This window comes from Burkholderia sp. 4M9327F10 (assembly GCF_005503145.1).
Taxonomy (GTDB): Bacteria; Pseudomonadota; Gammaproteobacteria; order Burkholderiales; family Burkholderiaceae; genus Paraburkholderia.
The window spans coordinates 21,878-46,635 of sequence record NZ_SCNV01000042.1 but is presented as its reverse complement, the minus strand read 5'-3'; the positions used below and the strand labels follow the sequence as shown (position 1 = coordinate 46,635).

The window sequence follows — 24,758 nt, the reverse complement described above, 5'->3', positions numbered from 1 at the left end:
GGTCAATGAGCGGACAGATGCTGCTCGAGGAACGGCACGAAACCGTTCTGCGTCGTGACGATCTTCTTCACGCACTCGTCGTAGTCCGAACCCATCGCGCGCTCAGGGCCGTACATGCCACGGCACTGGGCGTACAGCGTGATGGTCGCGCCATTGCCGTTCGCCGTCCGGTTCGCCGAATACACCGCATGGCCGGAGCGGCCCGGCACATCCGATTCGATCGCAACCGCGTCTGAGCGCACCACCGGCTCTTCCGAATGCTGTGTCACATAGTCCTTCGTCAGCTGCCAGGCCTGATCGCATTGCGCCTGATCGCGGCAGGTCGCCGTGGCGGCCGTCTGAGCGGCCTCCAGACGACGTTCGGAACGGGCAAAGTCGTTGTCTCGTTGCGCCTCTTTGTCTGCCGATGACGCGCAGGCGGTGAGCGTAAGCGCAGCGAGAGCAGAGAGGGCAGCGAGCGCGGCGGCAATAGTCGTTTTCACTGGATGAAGATCCCGAGTCGAAGTCGACGGAGATTATAGACAACTGCGGGAGCCGGTCGCAGTTGTGGAGATGGCGTTCAGCAACGCCGGCAGCTCGCTCAGACTGCCGATTGCATGTTCGAACGCGAGGTGCGGTTGCGCGGACGACTGGATCGCCGCCCATGGCCCGCGTCTAAGGAAGATCCCGACCATGCCCGCTTTGGTGGCAGGCAAAACGTCGTTGTCCAGCCGATCGCCGACATAGGCGATTTCGGCGGGAACGAGGCCGCCGGCGGCTTCGATTACCTTGTCGAAGAACGCGGAGGACGGTTTTTCGACGCCCCAGCTTTCCGAGGACGCGAGGATATCGACCGGTACGCCAAGCGCGGCCAGCGCGCCTTCGATTGCGGCTGGCTGGTTTCCAGCGATGCCGACGCGGAGCCCCCGTGCCTTCAGTTCGCCGAGGCACGGGACGGCGTCGGGATACAGGTCTATCTGCTTCACCGTATACGTCCGCCCGTGCGCCTCACGCTGTGCTTTCAGCGCAGCGAAATTGCAGCCCGGGCGAAACAGGTTGAAGACCTCGCGGTGGTGCTGTCCCCGGCTAATTACAGCGCCTAGCGCAGCGAAAAACGTCAGGCGACTCACGCCGAGGTAGTCGGCCCATTCGCCCCAATCGCGCGTCTCGTCGATCAAGGTCTCGCCGACATCGAAAAAGACCGCTTTGAGCGTCATGGCTTCGTCCGGATCACGAAATCGAGGCCGCTATGGTGGGGGATCCGGATCTCTCTGTCGAGTGGCGGCGCTCCTCAGCGCACGCTTGTGCCTCGACGGCGCATCATCTGCGCCTAACCTGAGCAAAACTGAGCGCAATGGAGCCGCGCGAGGACACCCCGCGCGGCTCGAAGCCGGCCGTTTGCAACTCGGCCTGCCCCAGCGGCGCGTACAGGTCCGGACGGCGGGCCTTGAGCCATTGCTGTCCTGCGCTGGTCCCCACGAGGCCTGGGTCGAGGCTGGCCGCGACGATGGCGCCCTGCGCGCCGGCCCCCTCGGCGAGAATCGCGCCGCACGGATCGACGATCATGCCGGCGCCCGGCGCCGCATCGCCGTCAACACTGTCCATGCCGTCGCTGAGTACGGCAAACATGCCGTTATCGGCAGCCCGTGCGGGTATCCAGGCCCGCAACCAGTCCGTTGCGTCGTGCCCCATGGGCAGACCTGCCGTGGAACCCACGCCGGCTTTTTCAGCGCGGCCCGGCACGCCCACCGAGCTCGGCCGATGCGCCCACTGCTGCGCCGACACCGGCTGCATCGCACGGCCGCCACCGCGCTGCGTGGCATAGCTCCGATGCGGCGCGACCAGCAGCGTGGCGCCCATCAGCGCCGTCATCCGCACATTCTCGATCAGATACGTATCGCCACCAATCAGGACTCCGATGCGAACACCCCAGACGGTATCGAAAACCGTAAAGCGGTCGCCGCTCCCAATGCGCCGATGCTCGAACGCATGCAGCTTGCGATGGCAATGCCGCACGCCGCCAGGCATACAGACCACGTAGCTGTTGAAGAGGCGCCCATCCGGCGCCCGCTCGATCAACCCTACCCCGGCCGCCACGCCTGTGTCCTCCACAGCACCGGCTACTGCGGCCAGCGTCGGGCCGTCGAGGGTTTCCGCCAGCGATTCGAGCTCGTCGCGATGCAGCTTCGCAAGACTCCCATAACCTGCCAGACAGGTCTCCGGAAACACGGCGAAGCCGATCTCTTCGCGCGCCGCCAGCGCAAGCCACTCGCCAATTCGAGCGGCGTTTTGTGCAGCCTCGCCGCGGCAGGAGCGCAGCGGCACGCTGGCGACACGAAGCGAGGGAACGGGTAAGGATGACATCGCGCAACCTGATCGAAAGAACAGCCCTATTGGACCTCCGGCTATTCGATAAGTAAAATGAATATTCTTATCGATTCGATTACCTATTAGAATGAAATTGCGGGAGTGAAACCGCCGGAACGAAACTGCGGAAATGAAATAGAGAAATGGAACTGAAGCTCTTGCGCGCCTTTCTAGCCGTAGTGGAACTGCGTCACTTCGGCCACGCCGCCGAGGTATTGGCCATGAGCCAGCCGGCCCTTAGCAAGCAGATCGTCGCGCTGGAGGACAGTCTTGGCGGGAGGCTTTTCGAGCGTGGCCGGCATGGCGCCGAGCTCACCGCCTTCGGCGCCGGCTTTCTTCCCGACGCCCAGACGCTGGTGCGCGATGCGGACGAGATTCATGCGCGTGCGCGCGAGGCGAGCAGCGGCACGCGCGGCTATTTGCGCGTGGGTCTCGGCCTTTCCACGCTGACCCTCGCGCCGCAACTGATCGCCGAGTTCCGCCGGCGCCATCCGAACGTCAGCGTCACGCTGAACGACCTGTCATCGGCCGAGCAAAGCCGCCGGCTACTCGCCGGCAAGCTTGACGTCGGTTTCATGCGTCTGCCGGCGGACGCGGGGCTGGAAGCCTTCCCGGTGCTCGATGAGGCGCTGGCGCTGGCGATACCCAGGCACGCGCGCTGGAAGCGCATTCCTGCCGACCTCAATGAGTTGAACGAACTGGGATTTGTTGGCGTCGGGCGCGGCCGTGGCCCCGGACTGGCTGCGCAGATCGACCGCTGGTGCGGCCTGCGCGGCTTTGTGCCACGCGTGACCCAGGAGGCCGATGATATCCAGACGGTGCTTGCAGCAGTGGCGGCCGGCGTCGGCGCGGCGTTCCTGCCCTCGCGCACGCAATACCTGTTGCGCGACGCGCGCGTGTTGCCGTTGCGCGGTGACGGCGCCCAGTGGCAGGTCGGACTCGCGTGGCAGCGTGGACGGGATGATGCGGTGGTGAGGCGCTTCGTCGAGTTTGCGAGAGCCGCCGCAAAGTACCCGGCTTGAAAGAGCGGCGCGTGAAGGCTCAATAGCGTGAAGCCGAACCGAACCGGGAAGAACCGCGTCGAGCCGAGCCGATCTGATCTGAACCGCTTCGCGCGAAGCGCCCCCTCCAGAACTATGGCAGCGCCGCGGCTTTAGGCGTCTTCACGCGCCGTGTAGCGGTGCGGCGCGCCTTGAGCTTCTTGAACCAGATCACGAGGCCGGTCGCACTCAGCAGCGCCACCATCACACCCATGAAGCTGATCAGAATACGCCCCGGCAACCCCAGAATACGTCCTGAATGCAGCGGGAATTGCGCCTGCATGAAGGTATCGCCGGCAGTCCCGCGACCGGGCACCGCAGCGCCCACCTGGCGCCCGGTCCACGCATCCCAGTAGATCCAGGCATTGCCGAGGCTACGGTCGGCGTAGTCGCCGCCTGGTTTGAAATAGCCCACGCCGTACAGGTTGAGCGAAGCGATTTCGAAAAGCGAGCCCGGCCCGGCGTTCAGTTTCATCTTCTGCCCGCCGTCCGCCGCCAATGCGACGATGCGCTCGCGGCTCAACATGACGGCACCGGCCGGATGCGGCGCACGCAGTTCAGGATTGCTCTCGGGCCCGGGGGTCAGTTGCGAAAAGAGCGACACGAGAGGTCGCATGACAGGCCGCTCGAGGTTCATCCCGATCGAGGTCAGAGCAATCACGCCCAGCAGCCCCCACACCCATACCCCGCCCGAACGATGCAGGTCGAACACCAGCGCATAGCCGCCGCGCTGGACGCGGAACGCAAACGACTTGCGCCAGGCCTTGAGGTTTGGAAACGCCAGCACCAGCGCGATCACGCTATCGAACAACCAGACGATCGCGACGATCCCCAGCAACCAGACACCAATCGCAACACCGCTGCCGGTGGTCGGCAAATAAAGCGTGTAGTGGAACTGATAAAGGAACGGCATCAGATTGAGCCGCGTGAGCGACAACGCACCCCATTCGCGCCGGCCCTGGATGCTTCCGGTGGCGGGATCTACGGCGATCTGGTTGAACCCCAGCGCATAGGGCCGGCCCGTGGCGGGATCGGGCCGCCCGCGCACCCGCATCAGCAGGGTTCGGCCCGGCACCACACCCAGCGGCAGATAGGTCACGTGCAGGCGCGGGTCGGCGGCTTCGACCCGGTTGGCCAGCTCCAGCGCCGACAACGCGGGAGCCGCCGAGCGCGCGTAATAAAACTCCGGGTTCAAGGCCGCATCGAGCTCCTGATTCCACGCGATGATGGCGCCCGTGAGACCGGAGACGAACAGAAACAGCGCCGTGCCGATGCCGAACCAGCGATGCAGGCGGACAAGCATCGATCTCATGGGCGTACCGGTGCAGGCATGCGGGCGCCGCGCGGCGCCTGGGTCCGTGTGTCACGCATCGTCGGCGCCTGCATCCTAGAACTGCATCGTCGCGCTCACCACGGCGCTCAAGCCGCTATGAGCCGGGCCGGATGCCGGCAGCGCAGGGAGCAAAAGGCCGCCACTTGCCAACAGCGCGACACTGGAAAGCGAGGAAGAACGGTTTTCGCCGTGGGCAAACGCCGGATGACTGGCGATAGACAGGATATGCATCTTGTTCGGATTGAGCACAGGCGCAAGCAAACGCCCGTGCAGCAAGACACCAAGCGGGACGAAAGCGCTCGCAGCGAGCGGCGATGTTTAGGCGGATTGGATATTTATCAACGCGAATGATAATGCGACTAATTCGCATCTGCAACATAAATCTTGCGGCGAGCTTTCGGAGGCGGGGAGGCAGAACGGGGGATACGGGCTACCGGATTCCTGATGGCATCGGCCCGCTACTGTCTTGATGGACGGTAGCGGGCCGATGAAGTGGATCGGAGCACGCAAGGCATATCGCGCGCCCCTCAGGCGAAGTCGGCGACTGGTGAATCGCCAACCGGTCGCCAGTCCGGTTGCTTAGTGGCTGCTTAGTGGCAGCTTAGTGACCGGAGTAAAGCGAACGCGAGCCGGTGAATACCGACGCTGCGGGAGCGCCGGATTCCGACGAGCCGCTGGTCACACCGCCAACGCCGCTCGTCGAGCCATTCTGGGCAGCAACACGGGCTTCCGCAGACTGGATGTCCGCCGGATAGGTCGTGTTGTCGGCGTCTGCGGGGTTGTAACCGGCCTTTTCGAGTTGAACCAGTTGACTACGAACTTCCGCGCGCGTCAGAGGTTGATTCGATTGGGCAAACGCAGCAACAGGAGCGGAGAGAACAACAGCAATAGCAACAGCCTTGATAAGCGAGTTCATGATCATTACCTCCAGAGATTGTCTTGCGGGAGCTGCAAACACGTTTATCTGCAGCCGGTGAACACAGTCTAGGAAGGTAGCGACCTAGGGTAAATACCTAAGTTATGAAATCACTTTTCACATAACCGGGACAATGACGATGGCCCTGGAAGGGTGAATGCCAGTTCGACGCAACAAGCCGAATCGTTTCATCGTCCCGGAGTCAATCGGAAGTCAATCGGAAGTCAATCGGGAGTCATATTCGGGCGCCAAAGTTGCGGAGCGTCGGGACGTTTCGCCGCCGCTTCACCGCAAGCGGCGGCGGCGCGCCCTTCGCGAGGGGTCGGCTTCAAGCAGTCACGCGAGACGTCTCGGCCCACTCACGGCAAGTCGACAGCCATTCAGGACATTGCGACCGGTGAAAGGTGCGAGATGAATCACATCATGGGCAATATGCGACTCGGCGGCATGGCGATCCGTTACAGCCAGTTCGTGCCGAAGCTCTATAACTACTGCCTCTCGCTGGGGTTCGAACCTGGCCGCGTCATGCCTTCGCGCGCCTTCTGCTCCGACGAGAACCAGGGCTATCCCGTCATTCTGCTGACCCGCCATTTCGGCACCTTCCCTTTCGACCACGGCGTCGTGGGCGGCCGGGTGGCCACCGATCGCCACGGTCCTTACGCACACCATGGCGAAGACCTGGTGATCGTCCAGGCGAGCCATGTCGGCTACGTGCCGGAACAGCGCCGTTTTGGCGTCTATCAGCGCCAGCGCACCGCACATAACGAGTTCGGTGCGTGCTGCGGCAAACTGTCGGGCGTGCTGGACTGGTACGAGCGTGAATACAGTCACGCCTGCAATGACGTCCAGTTGGGATCGATTGACGGAACACCCGCGGTATTCATCGACAATGCGCTACTCGATTCACATCGGGCTGAGGGCCTCTTCCTGCATCTGGAGCGTCTGATCGATGTTGCAGAGCCAACCCCGTTGCAGGTGATGAGTACATCGAAGGCATTCAAGGCTTCGCCATGGCTGCAAGCGGCGCTGGGCGACTTTGACTGGGGGGGTGTCAGGCAGCCCATCGGGCGCAGGCTTGACGCAGCGATGTTCTTTTTCCATCGCCAGCCTGTGCCGGGCGCAGAGGGCCCCGACCTGCTTGAAGAAGCGATCGCACCGGCGATTCCGTCGCTTGTCACATCGGCTAATCCCATGCTGGACGCCGCGCGTTATCACACGCAGATCGAGTTTGACCGGACCTATCGCACGTTGCAGCGCGAGCCCGCCTTTGAAGGCAAGAACCTGCTGTTCGTGTCTGGGCTTAACGTGGATGTGTCGCCGCGCCAGGGTCTGCTGTTTCCGCTGACCAAGTTCGTTCCCTGGGCCGCCTATGCGCGCTTGCGTGATGGGAGGGATTTCCTGCTTGAACAGGACGAGCTATACGCGGCGCTGGCTGCACAATCGACTGCAAACGATCACGAGATCGAATTCGATGCGGCGATCCGGACGATGTCGAATGAGGAAGGGGTGGAGTTGCCGGCGCTGTAGTTTCGTGGGGTGGCTAATGCTACTGGAGCTACTGGAGCTACTGGAGACGTTCGGCGCCCTTTGTCAGTCCGTGGCTAAGTCTTTGCGAATCTGCCTCGCTTTTCTTACTTGATCAGTCGCATACCGGTCGCTTTGGATGCTTTGATATCAAACGTTGCCGTGTATTCGCACTGCGCCTCGTGACACGCGCGCTCGATCAGGCAGTCAGCGAAATCCGCGGACGAGCCCGCGTAGAGTCGCAGCGCCTTCCATACTGTCTCCGCCGCTTCGACGACCACTTCCTTCGTGCGAAGCAGCGTCTCAATCACCTGTGCGATCTCGACGCGCTCGACGCTATAGGCTCGACCAAGCACCCAGACGACCTCGACGAGTGCCACCTGGGTGAGATAGCCGGGGTACTCAGGCGTCAGTGACTCGATGAGTGCGCCCGCTTTTTTTGCTTGTACCGGATCGTCCTGCGCGAAGTATCGCACCAGCACATTCATATCGAGACCGATCATCGAGCCGAGGCCCCGCGCTCGGCAATCGCCGCGTTCATCTCCTCAATTGTCACCGGCCTGGCGGGCTTACGGATGATGCCCTTGAGCGCGGTGACGGAGCGCGTAGCGGGCACCACCTCGTACCGGCCGGTGCTCTCGTTCAGAACGAATTCGATCCGGTCCCCCGTCTCCAGCCCGAGGCGGGTCCGCACGTCCACGGGGATCGTGACCTGTCCCTTTGATGTTACGGTAGCAGAAGCCATTTTCATCTCCCGGTTCTCACTCTCCTTACTTTAAAGTAAGGAGAGTGAGACGCAAGATGATGCTGGCCGGCCAGATTACTGACGCGAAACAGCCACCTCCCCCACCGTCTGCTGCAACAACCGCGCCGCAATATCCGCAACCCGGGCCACATGAGCCGTCGCGGCATCGCGCGCGCGCCGCGCGTCGCGTGCGCGGATCGCATCGAGAATGCGGTTCATCTCCTGCACGGCCTGCCGGCCACGGTCATCGGAGGCAATCGTCATGGCGCGCAAGCGGTTGATCCGCGCATTGAGCGTCTGCACGATTTCCCATGAGACGTTCTTGCCGCCACCATGGAACATCGCCTCATAGAAGGTCGTCGTCAGCTCACGCACCGTCTGATGCGCATGGGCTTCGAACGCCTGCTGGATTTGTGCAATGTATCCGGCCAGCCGTGCCGTCACCGCTTCATCCGCATGCTGCGCGCAGGCCATCGCCGCATCGCCTTCCAGCAGCGCGCGAATTTCGTAGATTTCGGCCGCCGTATCGGCATCGAGCCTGGCGACAATCGGCCCCTGGTTAGGAATCGAATCGACCAGCCCTTCCGTTTCGAGATGCCGCAACACCTCGCGCACAACGGTCCGGCTCACGCCCAGTTCTTCGCACAGCGAACGCTCGACCAGCCGTTCACCTGGACGAAAATGCGCATCCAGAATCGCCATGCGCATCTTCTCCAGCGCGAGTTCGCGCAACGTCGTGGTGTGGCGTTCGACTTTCAGCGAAGGCAGCGTGTCACTCATGGTGTGCCTTGCCGTGCTTACGCCTGAGCGAACAGACGTACATCACGCGTGTCCCAATCGACAAGCGCCTCCGTGCCGACCGACAAGCCGCTGTCATGACGCTGCCCCGCCGGCATGCGAATCGAAATCTCCTGTTGCCAGGGTGTGGCAACGGCGTAGTGCATCGCGTCGCCGAGATAGGTGATATCGCGCACCGTGACGGGCAATCCCGCCGTGCCGCTCGCGTTGCGCAGCGCCTGAATGCGCATCTGTTCAGGGCGGATCATCAGCGTTCCTTCGTCGCCCGCCGTGAGCACCGGATTGAAGCTGCCCGAGCTCACAGAATGACCGTTCGGAAACACGCCGTTCATCCGGCCGTCGTTGTTCGACGTCACACGCACCGGCAGGAAATTCGAATTGCCGATAAAGCTCGCGACGAAGCGTGACGCCGGATTCGCATACAGTTCCTCGCCGGTGCCAACCTGTTCGATACGTCCTTTGTTAAACACAGCGATGCGGTCCGACAGCCGCAGCGCCTCCTCCTGATCGTGCGTCACGTAGAGAATCGTGACGCCCGTCTCCTGGTGAATGCGGCGCAGTTCGAGCTGGATTTCCTCACGCAGTTTCTTGTCGAGTGCGGAAAGCGGCTCGTCCATCAACAGCACGGGTGGATCGTAAGCGAGCGCCCGTGCAATCGCGACGCGCTGCTGCTGCCCGCCCGACAACTGCGCGGGCATGCGGTCGCGGCACTCGGACAGATGCACGAGCTTCAGCATCTGTTCGACCTTGGCCTTCACTTCCGCGTCGGGACGGCGGCGCACACGCAGCGGAAAGGCGACGTTCTCGCCCACCGTCAGATGCGGAAACAGGGTATAGCGCTGAAACACCATCCCGATGTGACGCTTGTTCGGCGCGACCGAGAGCAGCGGCTTGCCGTCGAGCAGCACGCGCCCTTCGCTCGGCTCCTGAAAGCCCGCGACGATATACAGCGTCGTACTCTTGCCCGAGCCCGACGGCCCGAGAAAGGTCATGAACTCGCCCTTGCGGACATCGAGCGACACCTGGTCGATGGCGACGACATCGTCATAGGTCTTGCGCAGGCGCTGGATTTGCAGGAATGCGGCAGTCATGGCTCATTTACCTCGGTTATCGTGCGCGGCGCAATACGGCGCCCGCCAACATCAATACGGTCGTCAATCCGACGAGCAGCGAAGACGCCGCCGCCACGACCGGCGTCAGGTCTTGCTGCAGCGTTGCCCAGATCCGCACGGGCAGCGTCTGCAAGGTCGGGCTCGACATGAAGATCGACACCACTACCTCGTCCCACGACGCGAGGAACGAGAAGATCGCGGCGGCAAACAACCCAAGCCGGATCGCGGGCAAGGTGACGCGCAATTTCACTTCAAGCGGCGATGCTCCACAAATCAGCGCAGCGTCTTCGAGTGCCGTGTCGAAGCTCGACAGCGAGTTGCTGATTGAAATGATGGAGAACGGCAACGCGATGATCAGATGGCCGATCACGAAGCCCGTCATCGTGCCGTTCAGGCCGATGCGCAGAAAGAACGCATACAGTGCGACCGCCAGCACGACGACGGGCAGCACCATCGGCGTGAGGAAGAATGCCTGCACGGCGTTAAGGCCGCGAAACTTGCCGCGCACGAGCGCGAGCGACGCGAGAAAGCCGATCAGCACCGACAGCACGGTGACGATGGCCGCGAGCTTCGCGCTCGTCAGCAGCGAGTCGATCCAGCCCGCGTCGGTGAAGAGCTGGCGATACCACTCCAGCGTCCAGCCCGGCGGCGGAAAGATCAGCCACTGGGAGTCGCCGAATGAGAGCGCGACGATAAACACGATCGGCAACAAAAGAAACAGTGCAACCGCAGCGCCGACGGCAAGCAACAGATACCGCAGCGCGCCCAGGCGATCGAAATCGAGCAGCATGTCAGGCCTCCCTGTGGGCCGCCGCAAGGGAGACTGACGTCCCCTCGAAGGACAGCGAACCTGGTGAGCTTGGGGGTTGTTTCATCTCAGCGGCCTCCCGGATTGGCACGCGCTGCGCCTGTGAAGCGCAGTTGCAGCGAATACAGCCCCAGCGTCACGGCGAGCAGCACGAAGGCGGCCGCGCCGGCCAGCCCCCAGTTCAGCAGTTGTTGCACGAGTTGTGCGATCAGTTCCGCCAGCATCATGTAAGATGCGCCGCCGAGCAGCGATGGCGTGACGAAATAACCGAGCGCCATCACGAACACCATCAACGCCCCCGAGGCAATGCCCGGCATCGCGAGCGGCACCAGCACGCGCCAGAATGCCTGCCAGCGGCTCGCACCGCAGATGGCCGCGGCACGCAAGGTCGATGGATCGATGCTGCGCAGCGTCGCGTGCAGCGGCATCACGAGAAACGGCAACATGATGTAGGTCATGCCGATGGTCACGCCGATCAGGTTATTGACGAGCGTCAGCGGCTCGCTGATCACCCCGAGCGCCATCAGCACACGGTTGATCGGTCCGGTCTGTTGCAGCAGCACCATCCAGGCGAACGTGCGCGCCAGCAGGTTGGTCCACATCGAGAGCAACAGGATCGAGAACAGCACCGAACTCAGCTTGCGCGGCGCGATGGCGAGCAGCCACGCGGTCGGGAAACCGATTGCAAGCGTCACCACCGTCACGACCGTCGCCACCAGGAACGTATTGCCGAACACGCGCAGATAAGTGGTCGAGCCGAGCAGTTGCGCGTAGTTACTCAGCCCCGGCGTGGGTTCGAGCACGCTGCGCAACAGCAGCGAAAGCACCGGCAGCAGAAAGAAGATCACCAGCAGCAACAGCGCAGGCACGAGCAGGCGGATGCTGCGCCAGTCGCGGCGCCGGCGCTTGGCCGTCGCGGGTGCATGCGCGACGGTACTCAGAACATTAGGCATGGTCTCTCCCATCCACTCCGATTGCTATGCGGCGCTCGCCTCGCGCGCACTCATTTCGACTGCCACGCATACCAGCGTTTGGCGATCGCATCGCGATTCTCGGCCCAGTACTTCATGTCGAGATTGATCTGCGAAGACTTGTACTGATCGGGCAGCGTCTTCGCGATAGCAGGCGACATCAGCGAGGCCGACTTGACGTTGATCGGCGCATAGCCCGTGTCCGTCGCGAACTTTGCCTGCGCCTGCGCGCTCGTTGCGGTGGCGAGGTACTTCATGGCTTCGTCCCTGTGCCTGGCGCCTTTCGGAATCACCAACATGTCAGCGGCCGTCAGGTTCTGGTTCCATGAAATCCCGACCGGTACGCCGGTCTGTTCGAGCGCATGCAGGCGTCCATTCCAGAACATGCCAATAGGCGCCTCGCCCGACGCGAGCAACTGCTGCGATTGCGCACCACCGCTCCACCAGACGATATCGCCCTTGATGGTGTCCAGTTTCCTGAAAGCGCGGTCGAGGTCGAGCGGATAGAGCTTGCTGGGCGGCACGCCATCGGCGAGCAGCGCGATTTCGAGCACGCCGGGGGCCGACCATTTATAGAACGTGCGCTTGCCGGGGAATTTCTTCGTATCGAACAGATCGGCCCAGGTGGCCGGCTGCGCGCCCGTGTACTTCGCCTTGTTGTAGCCGAGCACGAACGAGTAGTAGAAGCTGCCCACTGCGTCCGGTGTCGTGAAGCGCGGGTCCAGTTCGTCCTTCTTGACCACGGAATAGTCGATCGGCTCGATCAGTCCCGCCTGCTGCGCGGCGTAGGCGAAATCGCCTTCGACATCGACCACATCCCAGTCCACGTTGCCGCTGTCGACCATCGCCTTGAGCTTGCCGTAATCGGTCGGGCCGTCCATCAGCACATTGACGCCCGTCGCCTGCGTGAACGGCTGCGCCCAGTTCTTCTGTTGCGACGTCTGGGTCGTGCCGCCCCAGCTCGTGAAGACGATCGGGTCGGCGGCCAGCGCAGGCGCCGCCGCGAGCGCCGCTGCGCAGAACGCGATCAGCGGTGCGATTGGGAAGGTAGTTCTGCTGCTCATGTCTGTCTCCATGACTGTGGGTTGGTCTCGTGGCAACGTGTAAGGCGGCCAGTTGAACGCTCTGTCTCAGGCCAGCGGCGAAAATCGCGTTGGCTTCATGATCTTGTTTTCCATCTCTTCCATCAGCGCCTGGATCTTCGGCGCAAAGGCTTGCCATGCAGGGTCTTCAGCGAGCGCGGCACGGCGGCGTTCGCGTTCGTCGAGACTCGGATAGGCCCAGATATGCACGATCTGATTCAGCGGTCCGATCTCCGAAAAGAAGTAGCCGACCAGCTGACCCAGATACCGTTTCTGCAACTCGATGCCCTCTTCCTCCACGAGTTTCAGATAAGCAGGCACGGCGCCCGTCTTGATACGGTAGGTGCGAATTTCGTAGAACATGCTGGTGTTTCTCCTGTCGGCCAGAATGTGGGCTTAAGCCCCTTACTGCGGCCCCATGCAAGATGATTGCGGGCGATATACGCGACGCGGCGTCAGCGCATCACGAACGGATCGGCAATCGGCTCATCCGACGTGCGGATCCACACCGACTTCGTGCGCGTGTACTCAAGCACCGCTTCAAGGCCACCCTCGCGGCCGAGGCCGGACAGCCCGTAACCGCCGAACGGCACGATCGGCGACACGGCGCGATACGTGTTGACCCATACGATGCCCGCGCGCAACGCTCGCGTAAGCCGGTGCGCCCGCGTCAGGTCGCGCGTGAACACGCCTGATGCAAGGCCATAACGTGTGTCGTTGGCGAGCGCAATGGCCTCGGCCTCCGTATCGAACGTGACGACGCTCAGCACGGGGCCGAACAGTTCTTCCATCACGCTCGGTACCTGAGCATTCGCGCAATCGACAATGGTCGGCAAAAAGTAGTTGCCCCTGCCAACGCTGTCCGGTTGCCTGCCACCGGTGACAATGCGTCCACCCGCTTCGACGCTCGCGCGCAGCACTTTCTCGATGTGTTCGAGCTGACGGCGGGTGGCAAGCGGTCCCATCTCGGTGGCCATATCCTGCGGATTGCCGATGCGAATCGTCTGCGCTTTCGCGATGAGCCGCTCGAGCAGCGCATCGTGGATGCCGCGTTGCACGACGAGGCGCGAGCCCGCCACGCAGCTTTGTCCCGTCGCGGCAAAAATGCCCGCGACGACCGCGTTGCAGGCACTGTCGAGATCAGCATCGTCGAATACCAGCACGGGCGACTTGCCGCCGAGTTCCAGCGACGTCGCCGCCAGGTTCTCCGCCGAATTGCGCACCACATGGCGCGCGGTTTCCGGGCCGCCCGTGAAGGCGATGCGCGACACCAGCGGATGGCTCGTCAGCGTGCGCCCGCAATCGTTGCCGAAGCCGGTCACGATGTTGACGACGCCGTTCGGAAAACCGGCTTCGTGCACGAGCCGCGCGAATTCGAGCAACGGCACAGGGCCGTCCTCCGAAGCCTTGAGCACGATCGTGCACCCTGCGGCGAGCGCAGGACCGATCTTCACCGCCGAGAGGAACAGTTGCGAGTTCCAGGGCACGATGCCTGCGACCACCCCCACCGGCTCGCGCCGCAGCGTGACTTCCATATCGGGCTTGTCGACCGGCAGCCACGCGCCCTGTATCTTGTCGGCGACGCCCGCGTAATAGCGGTAGTACTCGGCGACGTAGCCGATCTGGGCGCGCGTCTCGCGAATAATTTTTCCGGTGTCCTGCGTTTCAAGTTCGGCAAGACGCGGCGCGTGTTGCGCGACGAGATCGGCCAGCCTGTACAGCAGCTTGCCGCGCGCGCTCGCCGTCAGATTCGCCCATGCCGGATCGTTCAACGCGCGATGCGCCGCACGCACCGCGCGGTCGACGTCGTCGGCACCGGCGGCCGGCATGCTCGCCCACACGTCGCCCGTGGACGGATCGACGCTGTCGAAATGCTCGCGCGTATCTTCGAAGGCACCGTCGACGTATTGCTGAAACCGCTGGACCATGTCAGCCGCTCCGGGAGTTAATAAGCGTAAGCCGTTCGTATCAGCGCGCGTCGAACGCGGGCATGACCTCGGCAATGAACAGCTCCAGCGACTTGCGCTTGCGCTCGAAGCTCATATGGCTGTCGAGCCAGAAGCTGTACTGGTCGTAGCCAAGCTCCTCATAGCCTTTGAGGCGCGAAATCACCTGCTTCGGCTCGCCGATCACCAGGTTCTTGCGAATCGCTTCGGACGAGTACTGCGGGAACATCTCGACATCGGCATTCGTCAGCGGCTCAATGAAGCCTTGCTCGATCGGCCGCTCGTTCTTGAACCATTTGCTGAAGTAGCGATAAAAACGCGCGAGGTCTTCCACCGCCGCATCCACTTCGGCAGGGTTCGCGCCCACGAACGTATGCATCAGCATCATCACCTGCGGACGCGGCACGCCGGGATGTGCGGCACAGGCGGCGTTAAAGCGCTCCATCAGGCTCACGACCTCGGCGTCGCCCTGGGCCAGCGACGTCACCTGCACATTGCAGCCGTTGGCGACGGCAAACGCATGCGAGTTCGGGTCGCGTGCGGCGAGCCACAGCGGCGGAGCCGGCTGCTGGACAGGACGCGGCACGGGCGTCGTCGACGGCCACGACCAGAACTCGCCCTGATGCGCGTAATCGCCCTTGAAGAGCTTGTGCAGCGCCGGCACCAGTTCCCGCATGCGTGCACCCGCCCCCATCGCGTCGAGTCCCGGCAACAGGCGTTCGTACTCGAACGAATAGGCGCCGCGTGCGATGCCCAGATCGAGCCGCCCGTTGCTTGCGACATCCACCATGCCCGCCTCGCCCGCCAGCGCGATCGGATGCCAGAACGGCGCGATCACCGTGCCGGTGCCGAGGCGAATGCGTTCGGTCTTCGCGGCCAGATACGACAGGTTGACGAAAGGGTTCGGCGCGATCGTGAATTCCATCGCGTGATGCTCGCCGATCCACGCGGTTTCGAACCCGCCGCGCTCGGCAATCTGCACAAGCTCGGTCATCTGGTCGAACAGTTCGCGATGCGACGTCGTGTTGTCGTACCGCTCCATATGCAGGAACAACGAAAACTTCATGATGCTTCCTCTCCCGTGGCAACTGCGGCTGCGCGCCGTGCGCAGCAGGATTCGTCGGCGGATTGAGCCGTGCTGTCTTCAGTGCGCGAGCGCCAGCGTCTGCACCATGCCCGCTTCCGTGTCGCCGACATAGATGCCAAACGCGTCTTCACTGCGCTCGCGTACATAACGCTCCAGCATTGAGCGCACCGCGTCGTCGCGCAACTCGTTCCATGGAATCTGCGCCAACGGGACAATGCGGATCGTGCTGTCCATCCACGCCGCGCCGCTGTCGATCACGCGGCCCCGATAGTAGATTTGTACACTCGATGCCTGCCCGCTGCCCGATTCAAACACGGCAAAAATAAAGTCGAGATGCGCCTTGAGGCCGAGCTTCGCCAGCGCGCCGCGCAGGCTCGCCGCATCCGTCGCGGGTTCGAGCCTGGCGCCCGTCGGCAATTGCAGGCCTTTGGGTGTGTCGAGCAACACGAGCCCATCGCGATGCTCGAGAATCGCGCCCACTTGCGCGCGTGATCCGGCGGCAGCCAGCGCGTCCTGGGACAAGCTGAAGTTCACATACGCGCCGCGGCAGTAGCCGAGCGGCGACGAGCTGGTATGAAGAAAGTCGACCACGCGCCCGATCAGAATGATGTGATCGCCGGCATCGACGACTTCGTGCGTCGTGCAGTCGAATGTCGCCGCCGCGCCATCCATCACGGGCGCGCCGGTTGCGCGCGTTTGCCAGGCGACCTGTGAGAACTTGTCGGCCGCTTTCGAGGCAAACACGCCCGACACGGATTTCTGGTCTTCGGCAAGCACGCTCACGGCGAAGTGACGCGTCTGCGAAAACACTTCGTAGCTCGACGCAGTCTTCGCGATGCACACGAGTATCAGCGGCGGATCGAGCGACACCGACGTGAACGAGTTGGCCGTAAATCCGCGCGGCGAGCCGTCCGGCTGAATCGTCGTGACAACCGTCACGCCGGTCACGAACGCGCCCAGCGCGCGGCGAAACCCGGCGATGTCGAAGGCCTGTTCCGCGGGTTGATCAATAGTCCGCTCAGTCATGGCATTCTCCGTTGATCGAGGCATGCGGTGCTTCCTCTACCGGCGCCCGATCGAGAAACGCGAGCAGCCGTTCGTTGACGCGCCCGGGATCGGTGACGTTCATCATGTGACGCTCGTTCGCAATGATTTCCGCGTGGCCGAGCGGCGCGGCCGCGGCCATTGCACGCGACATCGCCGGGCTCGAATTCGGATCGCACTCACCCGTGAGAAACAGCGCGGGCACGGCAAGGCCGGCGAGACGGCCCACGTGTGCGTCATCCGAGCGGGCGAACAGCTGGTAGGTGCGCGCATAACCGATCGGATCCACCGACAGCAGCAGAGCACGCACGGCTTGCGCTGCCTGCGTCAGATGCCTGGGAACCGGATCGCCAAACCAGCGTGACAGGGTAGCGTCGATGCCTGTGTCGAAGGGTGGATCGCCAAGCGTCGCAGCGCGCGTCATCACGGCCTCGCGCTGCGCCGGCGTGCGGTCGTACACCGCGTTTAGCGCCACCACGCTCAGCGTGCGTTGCGGATGCGTTAGCGCAAACTCGAGCGCAACGAGTGCGCCCATCGAATGCCCGACCACATGCGCACGTTCAACGCCCATCGCATCGAGCAGCGCGTTCAGTTGCGACGCGTATTCGTCAAGCGTAGGCGCGGCGGTCGGCAACGCGCTCTCGCCGTGACCGAGCATGTCGTATGCCGCGACCCGATACCCCGCCGCCGTCAGCGGCTCGATCTGCGACGACCACACGCTCTGGTTCATGCCCACGCCGTGAATCAGCACGACCGTTGCACGCGCCTCCTCCGGCTGCGGCGTATAGAGGCTGTAGCTCGTGCCCGCGGCCTCGCCACGCGACACGGCGGGCCCGGCCGCGCGTTCAGGCTTCATTGGACTCGAGCTCCTTCAGATCCTGATAGCGATCGCCGATGCGATGATGCGGACGGCCGCCGATCGATGCGCCCAGCGCAATCACGAGTTCATCGGGAGCCGGTGCGTCGACGATCGAAAACTGCACCGTCAGGTAATGCGAGCGCATGCCTTCGTCGTGCTTGTGCATCAGCGGAATCGAGATCGGGCAGTTCGGGCCGCCGCGCAGATTCGTGAAGCTCAGATAGCTTTTCGCGCCAACCGCATTGCGATAGTGGTTGCCGAAACGCAGTGTGTGGATCAGCGCCGACGCATGCTCGATCTCGCCCGACGTGCCGACAATCGCCGCCTTGCCGTAGCCTTCGACTGCCTCGCCGGAACCCGCGACACGCAGCACTTCCGCCGTCAACAACTCGCCCAGTTGCGGCGCCAGCGCATGAATTTCGGGCTTCAGATCTTCGACAAAGCCGCGCCCGGCCCACGGATTGCGCAGCACGGCCGCCGCGCCGAACAGCTTTAGCGGCTTCGCCGCTTCCTTGCCGCCCTCGATGAAAGTCTCTTCGACGTAAGTGACCAGCTTGCGCACTTCCAGCTTCATATCGTTCTCCAGACGGGGCCGAGGCCGTAAATATCGGGTGTTGAGATTATGGTATTCCATCTTATGGCCCACAACAAGGCGATCAATATTATGGAATACCATGATATGGAGAGCGCCGGTTCGGGCACGGTTTCAGCATGCGTGATCGGCTAACGAGCCGGTTTGCGCAGCGCAGCATCTCCACGGCGTAGGGGCTGGAAGGAGAGTCTGAGGAAAAGCACGCCGGCAAAACAAAAGGCCGCCGGGGTTACCGGCGGCCTTTCAGGAAACACGAGAAGTACGGCTTAGGCGTTGCCGCTACTCTCGCTTTGCTGCGCGAGCGCGCTGAGCGCGAGTTCGGCGACCCGGCTGATATGCGCGGCCGAGGCCTTCGAGGCCGCATCGCCGTCACGGCGTTCGATCGCGTCGAGCAGGCTGTTCATCTCGCGATTGGACTCGCCAGCGCGCTCCGGCATGCCAATCGTCAGCGCACGCAACCGGTTGATGCGTGCATTTAGCGTTCTGACCACGGCCAGCGATACATGCTTTTGCGCGCCCTCGAACATCGCATCGTAAAAGCGCTCGGTGTATTCGAGCACACGCGGAAGATCGCGTTTCTCAAACGCCTCCTCGATGATCGCGCGGATCTCGCGCAACTGGCTGACGAGCTCCGGCGTGGACTGCTCCGCACACGCGCGCGCGGCGTTGGCTTCAAGCAGGCCGCGCAATTCGTAGATTTCGCCGACCTGTTCGGGATCGAGTCGCGCGACGATCGGGCCTTGCCGCGCGACAATCTCGACGAGCCCTTCCGTCTCGAGATGCCGCAGCACTTCGCGCACAACTGTGCGGCTGACCCCCAGTTCATCGCACAGCGTGCGCTCGACGAGCCGCGCGCCCGGCCGGAAATAGCCCTGCACGATTGCGCCGCGGAGCTTGTCCAGAGTAAGTTCCCGAAGCGTCTTGGCATTGCGGTCGATTCTGAGGTCTGACATGGGCAGCAAAAAAGAAGTGAACATTGGCGTTCCCGCGCGCCCGAAATGGCGAGACTCGCGGGCTCTGGAATGCCATATTATCGTTGATCTGCTGATGTACCTATAGGGCTGGCTTTGCGCAGGTGAACGAACGAGACGGATGCGCCCCATCCGCGATTTTTTTGACGCCACCTGTCCGTCAGCGTGCGGACCGCGCGTCATTGTAGTGGCGGCCCGATGCCCTTCCCCGCCCTAACCCTATGACGGAGGTTCACATGCAATATCTGTTGATGATCTATTCGCAAGAAAACGGCTGGAGCCAGATGACCGACAGCGAGCGGCAGCAAGGTGTCGCTGCGTATCAGGCGTACACCGAGTCATTGCAAAAGGCGCAGGCGCTGGTGGGCGCCAACCGCCTGCAGCCTACGCAGGCGGCCACCACGGTGCGGCTCGTCGACGGCAAACCGCAGGTGCTCGACGGACCGTACTCCGATTCGAAGGAGCAGCTCGCCGGCTACTACCTGATCGACGTGCCCAACCTGGACGCGGCGATCGCGTGGGCGTCGCGTTGTCCCGGTGCGACGCATGGCGTCATGGAGGTGCGCCCGGTCTGGACCGCCCCCTATGAAGGGCCAACCTGCACATGAGCCTGCCCGGCGCCGACCGCGACGCCGACAGCCTCGCACACTCGATTGCCGAGGCGGCCGCGCGCCGCAGTTACGGCAAGCTCGTCGCGCTGCTGGCGATGCGCACGCGCGACGTCGCCGCGGCCGAGGACGCGCTGGCCGACGCGTTTGCGGCGGCGCTCGCGGACTGGCCGCAGCGCGGCTGCCCGGCGAATCCTGAAGCGTGGCTGATGACGGTTGCGCGCCGCCGGGCGATCGACGGCGCGCGTCATCGGCAAGTGGGCGATGAGGTGACGAACCAGCTCGCCATCCTCGCCGACGAAATCGACGAGCGGGAAGCCGGTGCGTTGCCCGACCGGCGGCTCGCACTGCTGTTCGCATGCACGCACCCCGCGCTCGACGCCGCGATTCGCACCCCGCTGATGCTGCAGGTGGTGCTGGGGCTCGAAGCGAAGACGATCGCGTCAGCGTTCCTGACGTCGCCCGCCGCCATGAGCAAGCGCCTCGCGCGGGCGAAGAGCAAGATCCACGAAGCGGGCATTCCGTTCAGCGTGCCTGAGCGCGAGGAGCTGCCCGGCCGGTTAGCCGCGGTACTGGAAGCGGTCTACGCCGCCTATGCGGAAGCATGGACCGACCCGCTCGGCAGCGACAGCGGCCGGCGCGATCTCGCTGGCGAAGCGCTGTTTCTTGCGCAACTGCTCGTCGAACTGCTGCCCGGGGAACCAGAGGCGCTGGGTCTGCTCGCGCTGATGCTGTACGCGCAGGCGCGACGCGACGCGCGCCGCGATGCGGCCGGCGAGTACGTGCCGCTATCGGCCCAGGATCCGGCCACATGGAACGCGCCGATGATCGACGCAGCCGACGTCCTGCTGCGGCGGGCGAGCGCGTTCAATGCAATCGGGCGCTTTCAGCTCGAAGCCGCGCTGCAGTCGGCGCACATACACCGCTGCCGGACGCGCCGTCCGAACTGGGACGAGATCGTGCAGCTCTACGATGCGCTGCTCGCGATTGCCGCGTCGCCGGTGGTCGCGGTGAACCGTGCGCTCGCGCTGGCGGAACGGGACGGCCCGCAGGCGGCGCTCGACGCGCTCGAACCTTACGCGGACGATCCGCGGCTGGCCGACTACCAGCCGTACTGGGCCGCGCGCGCCGATCTGCTTGCACGTGCCGGCGCGACAGCCGAAGCGCTCGGTGCATACGATCTCGCGATCGGCCTCGAGCGCGATCCGGCTGCGCGCCGATTCCTGCAGCGCAAGCGCATGGCGCTGTCATCGAGTTAAAACGGTGAACTCGTTGCCCCGGCCCGCGCTAATCGGAATCGACTGCGAGAGATAGCCGTTCGCGGGATCGCGGACATAGGCCAGGTACTCGTTGTCGTGATCGAACGCGTTTTCCGCGAGGATGGGCGTGCCGGGCGTCAAATGCGGCTCAAGCAGCTTCAGCACGGGCAGATAAAGGCTGAACGCACCGTCGAGCAAAACCAGGTCAACCGCGCCGCCGACGTCGACAAGCGTCTCCCGCGCGTCACCCACCCGGATTTCGACCAGATCGGCAAGCCCTGCCGCCTCGAGGTTGGCGCGTGCGCGCGCCGCCTTGCCGGCTTCCAGCTCGGTACCGATCAACTGGCCACCGCCCATGTCGCGCAGTGCCGTTGCCAGGTAGATGGTGGAGATTCCCATCGACGTGCCGAACTCGACGATCCGCTGCGCCTTGCGGGCGCGGACACACTGGTAAAGAAACCGCCCATACTCCGGCGCCACATTCAGGAAGTTATCGGCGTAGCCGTGATAAAAACCGCGGAGGTCGCGTCTTTCCTCGGCGAAGTGCTCGGCAAGGGTGTCGGCAATCAACTGTTCGGGCTCCTCGACATTGATGAACTGCTCCATCAAGGCCCGATCGGCTTGCTCCGCTTCGTTGAAGAGCCGATGTAATGTATGCGCAACGCGCCCCGTGCTCAATGAATCCATGGTTGAGTGTGCTCCGAAGGACAACGGCGACGGGGAATTCCGTGTGCCGCCCTCAGAGCATGGTAGGGATTGGCAAGCTTGGCAGCATTGGGCAATATCGCCAGAATATGCGGATTTCTTGCCAATCATCGCGCTGCCGCGAGGACCGATCGACGACCATGCCTCTCTTGACCGAGCTTTCGCCTCCCGTCGGGTGGATCGACCCGGATCTCGTGCCTCGCCCGGTGGTGACCATCGGCGCCGCCGGCATCGTGGTGGCCAGCCTCGAGCTCGACCAGCAGGAAACGGACTTCCATCGCCACCGCAAGGGTGAGCTTCTGTTGACGCTTCGCGGCGTTCTCACCTGTGAGGTGGAAGGCGCACTCTGGATCGTGCCACCCCTGAGCGCACTCTGGATACCGGGTGACGTCGTGCACAAAGTCAAAGCTACGGGCATGCTCGAGTGCTACATCGTCTTCCTCGACCCGAGCGTCGCGTCGGATCTGCCGTCGAACTGCTGTGCGCTTTCCACGACCCCGCTGCTGCGCGAGCTTCTGATCCGCTCCGCCAGCCTGCCTGTGCTCTATGCCGAGGACAGCATGGCGTCGCATCTCATGACCCTCCTGCTGGATGAACTGGCGCTGGCGCCGACCGGGAACCTCCATCTGCCAATGCCGACCGACGCCCGGCTTCGCAAAATCGCCGCGATGATCATGGACAATCCCGCCGAACGCGGAACGATCCAGACGTGGGCACTGCGTGTTGGACTGAGCGAACGCACGCTGGCGCGCCGCCTCACCGAGGAGACGGGCATGAGCTTCGGCCGCTGGCGTCAGCAGCTCCACCTCATGCTTGCCGTGAAATGGCTGGGCAGCGGATCTTCGGTCCAGCAGGTCGCGGATGACCTGGGCTATGAAAGCTCCGGCAGCTTCGTGACCATGTTCCGCAAGGCGCTCGGCACCTCACCGGGTCGCTACATGGCGCAACGGCGTGTAGGACACGCCTGATTGACTGGCTGCGTTTGTAGCGACTGACGCGCAGGACCCAGTCAGTGAAACGGGCGCACCTCTCCCACTGCCCGGCAAGCGACGGCGGCCTTGCGGTCCCACGCCGCTTACCCCCGGTGTTGCTCGCGAAGCCAGCCGGTGTAATCGGGCAGCGTCAGCGCGTTGTGTACCTGCCTTGCGTGGTCGCCATACGAGGGGCCTTCTCCCGAACGCTGCATTGCGGCGAGCGCGGCGTTGCGCGCATCGACTTCCTCCTGGGTACGTGGCATGAGAAGGGTCCCGCCCTTCCTGGTGGCCAGCCCCTGGTTTGCCTCCATGAACGGCCGGGCGATTCGTTCATAAGAAGCAAAGGCCTCGACAGGATCCGCATGCGCTGCCAGTTCTCCGGCAAGCACATAGGCGCCGACCAGTGCGAGGCTGGAACCCTGTCCGGACAGGAACGAAGGTGCGTGAGCGGCGTCGCCGGCCAGCGCCACCCGGCCGGACGACCAGCACGGCATATGGATCTGACTGACCGTGTCGAAGAAAAGGTCATCTGCGCGCTGCATGGCCGCAATCAACCGAGGCACCTCCCAGCCGCCCTCGCTGAAAATTTCCACCGTCCGCTGGCGCTGCCTGTCGACGTCCGGGCGCGCATGAAAAGGCGGTTCATCAGCAGCGAAGTTCAGGAAGCCGTGCAGCGTCTGACTGTCGCCAACCGCATACACGCCTGCGACGCGGCCCGGTTCGCCATAGACGACGGCTTCGTGCGAAAGGCCAAGTTCGTTTGGCAGTGAGAAGAGGTTGAAGCAAAAACCAAGGTAGCGGTTAAACGGCGCTTCCGGTCCGAACGCCAGGGCACGCGTGTTGGAATGCATGCCGTCCGCGCCGATTACGATATCGAACCGCTGCGCCACCCCGCTTCTGAAGCGAACGTCTACGCCGGCGCCGTCATCGTGCAGCGCCTCGATGGAGTCGTTGAACCGGTAACGGACCCGGCCGTCTCGCGTGAGATCGTACAGAACCGAAGTCAGTTCGCCACGCGGCAATTCGATGTGACGAGTGGTCACCCCACCGGCCAGGTTCTCCGGTTTGAGGGTGGCGATCGATTTTCCAACCGCGTCGACAAACGTCAGCTTTCGGGTGTCGATATGGGCCGCCCGCAGTTGCGAAAGCACGCCCATGCGTTCGACGACGTCGATCGCAGTGCCGCGTACATCAATGGGGTAGCCGCCGCTGCGAATGGTGTCCGAGCGCTCCACCACCGTCACATCGAAGCCATAGCGATCGAGCCAGTAGGCCAGTGCCGGCCCGGCGATGCTGGCCCCGGAGATCAGGACCGAGCGGGATTTGAAATCCTTGCGCCTCGAACATAGGATTTCCCCAATCAATAAGGTACGATGTGCATCTTATTTGATCGGGATCAATAGTTCAATAGGATGCAGAGTGAATCTTAAATGGGGCACCATGAATACTGATAAAGCCGGACGGCGGCGAGGCACCCAGCTGGAGGACGCGATCCTTGACGCCGGCTGGGCAGAACTGATCGAGCGCGGCTACGGCGGGCTCACGCTGGAGGGCGTCGCGAAGCGTGCGGGTACGAGCCGGCCTGTGCTCTATCGGCGCTGGCCGAGCCGGACCGCGCTCGCAACGGCTGCGTTAGCACGGCATTTTGCACAGAACCCGATCACCGTCCCCGATCTCGGCAGCGTCCGCGACGAAATCAGCCTTCTGCTTCGCCGCTTGTCCGACCGTGCCCGGCCTGACCTGATCAGGCTGGTTTTCGACATGCAGAAGGACCTGGCGGACCAGCATTCCAACCTGGCAACCATGAGGGCGCAGATCAGGTCGCAGATCGTCGACTCCGACGTCATGCAAACCATCCTGGGACGCGCGATTGATCGTGGTGAGATCGCCGCTGCCCGCCTTACCCCGCGAATCGTTGCGCTTCCGACCGACCTTGCACGCCATGAGGTTCTGATGACCTTCGAGCCGCTGTCGGACGAGGCAATCAGGGAGATTGTGGAGGACGTTTTCCTGCCGCTGGTGAGCTTGTGAATTGACC

Annotated in this window: 27 protein-coding genes; 6 read left to right on the top strand and 21 right to left on the bottom strand. The window is 63.4% G+C overall.

Features of this window, described 5'->3' with window-relative positions; genetic code table 11:
* Nucleotides 1–2: 2 nt before the first annotated feature.
* The 3 genes from FFS45_RS29040 to FFS45_RS29030 form a co-directional block, all read right to left on the bottom strand.
* Nucleotides 3–482, bottom strand: a complete 480-nt coding sequence (locus FFS45_RS29040; protein WP_137958080.1) for a hypothetical protein — start codon at nt 480–482, stop codon at nt 3–5.
* Between the two features lie 33 nt (nt 483–515).
* Entirely contained in the window at nt 516–1,196 is a 681-nt protein-coding gene (locus FFS45_RS29035; RefSeq protein WP_137958079.1) for an HAD family hydrolase, read from the bottom strand.
* Nucleotides 1,197–1,299: 103 nt separating this feature from the next.
* Complete coding sequence (locus tag FFS45_RS29030; protein ID WP_137958078.1) at nt 1,300–2,343, bottom strand: nitrilase-related carbon-nitrogen hydrolase; 1,044 nt, start codon at nt 2,341–2,343, stop codon at nt 1,300–1,302.
* A gap of 146 nt (nt 2,344–2,489) precedes the next feature.
* On the opposite strand from FFS45_RS29030, the gene FFS45_RS29025 reads away from it, so the two are divergent.
* Nucleotides 2,490–3,368, top strand: coding sequence for a LysR substrate-binding domain-containing protein (locus FFS45_RS29025; protein ID WP_137958077.1), 879 nt, complete (start codon nt 2,490–2,492; stop codon nt 3,366–3,368).
* Between the two features lie 112 nt (nt 3,369–3,480).
* On the opposite strand, the gene FFS45_RS29020 is transcribed toward FFS45_RS29025, so the two are convergent.
* Together FFS45_RS29020 and FFS45_RS29015 are read right to left on the bottom strand one after the other, a co-directional pair.
* On the bottom strand, nt 3,481–4,698 hold the full coding sequence (locus FFS45_RS29020; protein WP_137958076.1) for a PepSY-associated TM helix domain-containing protein: 1,218 nt from the start codon (nt 4,696–4,698) through the stop codon (nt 3,481–3,483).
* A gap of 622 nt (nt 4,699–5,320) precedes the next feature.
* On the bottom strand, nt 5,321–5,635 hold the full coding sequence (locus FFS45_RS29015) for a DUF4148 domain-containing protein (protein WP_137958075.1): 315 nt from the start codon (nt 5,633–5,635) through the stop codon (nt 5,321–5,323).
* A gap of 411 nt (nt 5,636–6,046) precedes the next feature.
* Between FFS45_RS29015 and FFS45_RS29010 the strand changes: the two genes are divergently transcribed.
* Complete coding sequence (locus FFS45_RS29010) at nt 6,047–7,162, top strand: hypothetical protein (protein ID WP_137958074.1); 1,116 nt, start codon at nt 6,047–6,049, stop codon at nt 7,160–7,162.
* Nucleotides 7,163–7,266: 104 nt separating this feature from the next.
* Here FFS45_RS29010 and FFS45_RS29005 read toward each other — a convergent pair whose 3' ends face one another.
* From FFS45_RS29005 to FFS45_RS28940, 14 genes are all read right to left on the bottom strand, one after another.
* Nucleotides 7,267–7,662, bottom strand: coding sequence for a type II toxin-antitoxin system VapC family toxin (locus tag FFS45_RS29005; protein ID WP_137958073.1), 396 nt, complete (start codon nt 7,660–7,662; stop codon nt 7,267–7,269).
* The gene (locus FFS45_RS29000; protein WP_137958072.1) at nt 7,659–7,904 is read right to left on the bottom strand and encodes an AbrB/MazE/SpoVT family DNA-binding domain-containing protein; all 246 of its coding nucleotides are present in this window, start codon (nt 7,902–7,904) and stop codon (nt 7,659–7,661) included. The genes FFS45_RS29005 and FFS45_RS29000 overlap by 4 nt, the downstream gene beginning before the upstream one ends.
* A 75-nt stretch (nt 7,905–7,979) precedes the next feature.
* Nucleotides 7,980–8,684 (bottom strand): GntR family transcriptional regulator, encoded by a 705-nt coding sequence (locus tag FFS45_RS28995; RefSeq protein WP_137958071.1) that lies wholly within the window; start codon nt 8,682–8,684, stop codon nt 7,980–7,982.
* 17 nt (nt 8,685–8,701) lie between these two features.
* The gene (locus FFS45_RS28990; protein WP_137958070.1) at nt 8,702–9,793 is read right to left on the bottom strand and encodes an ABC transporter ATP-binding protein; all 1,092 of its coding nucleotides are present in this window, start codon (nt 9,791–9,793) and stop codon (nt 8,702–8,704) included.
* A 16-nt stretch (nt 9,794–9,809) separates the two neighbouring features.
* A complete protein-coding gene (locus FFS45_RS28985) occupies nt 9,810–10,604 on the bottom strand; it encodes an ABC transporter permease (protein WP_137958069.1) in 795 nt (264 codons plus the stop codon).
* Between the two features lie 86 nt (nt 10,605–10,690).
* Nucleotides 10,691–11,575 carry an ABC transporter permease gene (locus FFS45_RS28980; protein ID WP_137958068.1) on the bottom strand — a complete coding sequence of 295 codons (885 nt, stop codon included), beginning with the start codon at nt 11,573–11,575 and terminating at the stop codon, nt 10,691–10,693.
* Nucleotides 11,576–11,625: 50 nt separating this feature from the next.
* Nucleotides 11,626–12,657: an ABC transporter substrate-binding protein gene (locus tag FFS45_RS28975; protein ID WP_137958067.1), complete on the bottom strand. Its 1,032-nt coding sequence runs from the start codon at nt 12,655–12,657 to the stop codon at nt 11,626–11,628.
* A 66-nt stretch (nt 12,658–12,723) separates the two neighbouring features.
* Nucleotides 12,724–13,038, bottom strand: coding sequence for an NIPSNAP family protein (locus FFS45_RS28970; protein ID WP_137958066.1), 315 nt, complete (start codon nt 13,036–13,038; stop codon nt 12,724–12,726).
* Nucleotides 13,039–13,130: 92 nt separating this feature from the next.
* Nucleotides 13,131–14,603, bottom strand: a complete 1,473-nt coding sequence (locus FFS45_RS28965; protein WP_137958065.1) for an aldehyde dehydrogenase — start codon at nt 14,601–14,603, stop codon at nt 13,131–13,133.
* Between the two features lie 40 nt (nt 14,604–14,643).
* Nucleotides 14,644–15,687 (bottom strand): LLM class flavin-dependent oxidoreductase, encoded by a 1,044-nt coding sequence (locus FFS45_RS28960; protein WP_137958064.1) that lies wholly within the window; start codon nt 15,685–15,687, stop codon nt 14,644–14,646.
* Nucleotides 15,688–15,765: 78 nt separating this feature from the next.
* Nucleotides 15,766–16,734, bottom strand: a complete 969-nt coding sequence (locus FFS45_RS28955) for a flavin reductase family protein (protein ID WP_137958063.1) — start codon at nt 16,732–16,734, stop codon at nt 15,766–15,768.
* Entirely contained in the window at nt 16,727–17,608 is an 882-nt protein-coding gene (locus FFS45_RS28950; RefSeq protein WP_137958062.1) for an alpha/beta fold hydrolase, read from the bottom strand. Before FFS45_RS28950 ends, FFS45_RS28955 begins: the two co-directional genes overlap by 8 nt.
* Nucleotides 17,598–18,185, bottom strand: a complete 588-nt coding sequence (locus FFS45_RS28945; RefSeq protein ID WP_137958061.1) for an amino acid synthesis family protein — start codon at nt 18,183–18,185, stop codon at nt 17,598–17,600. The genes FFS45_RS28950 and FFS45_RS28945 overlap by 11 nt, the downstream gene beginning before the upstream one ends.
* 284 nt (nt 18,186–18,469) lie before the next feature.
* Complete coding sequence (locus FFS45_RS28940) at nt 18,470–19,156, bottom strand: GntR family transcriptional regulator (RefSeq protein ID WP_171029787.1); 687 nt, start codon at nt 19,154–19,156, stop codon at nt 18,470–18,472.
* A 254-nt stretch (nt 19,157–19,410) separates the two neighbouring features.
* Here FFS45_RS28940 and FFS45_RS28935 point away from each other — a divergent pair, with 254 nt between their 5' ends.
* Entirely contained in the window at nt 19,411–19,782 is a 372-nt protein-coding gene (locus FFS45_RS28935; protein ID WP_137958060.1) for a YciI family protein, read from the top strand.
* Entirely contained in the window at nt 19,779–21,041 is a 1,263-nt protein-coding gene (locus tag FFS45_RS28930; RefSeq protein ID WP_137958059.1) for a DUF6596 domain-containing protein, read from the top strand. Before FFS45_RS28935 ends, FFS45_RS28930 begins: the two co-directional genes overlap by 4 nt.
* Here the strand turns inward: FFS45_RS28930 and FFS45_RS28925 are convergent.
* Nucleotides 21,030–21,728, bottom strand: a complete 699-nt coding sequence (locus FFS45_RS28925; RefSeq protein ID WP_137958058.1) for a class I SAM-dependent methyltransferase — start codon at nt 21,726–21,728, stop codon at nt 21,030–21,032. The genes FFS45_RS28930 and FFS45_RS28925 overlap by 12 nt on opposite strands.
* Nucleotides 21,729–21,886: 158 nt before the next feature.
* On the opposite strand from FFS45_RS28925, the gene FFS45_RS28920 reads away from it, so the two are divergent.
* A complete protein-coding gene (locus FFS45_RS28920) occupies nt 21,887–22,714 on the top strand; it encodes a helix-turn-helix transcriptional regulator (RefSeq protein WP_137958057.1) in 828 nt (275 codons plus the stop codon).
* A gap of 107 nt (nt 22,715–22,821) precedes the next feature.
* On the opposite strand, the gene FFS45_RS28915 is transcribed toward FFS45_RS28920, so the two are convergent.
* Nucleotides 22,822–24,084: an FAD-dependent monooxygenase gene (locus FFS45_RS28915; protein WP_212745773.1), complete on the bottom strand. Its 1,263-nt coding sequence runs from the start codon at nt 24,082–24,084 to the stop codon at nt 22,822–22,824.
* Nucleotides 24,085–24,160: 76 nt separating this feature from the next.
* Between FFS45_RS28915 and FFS45_RS28910 the strand changes: the two genes are divergently transcribed.
* Entirely contained in the window at nt 24,161–24,751 is a 591-nt protein-coding gene (locus FFS45_RS28910) for a TetR/AcrR family transcriptional regulator (RefSeq protein ID WP_137958056.1), read from the top strand.
* The last annotated feature ends 7 nt before the right edge of the window (nt 24,752–24,758 follow it).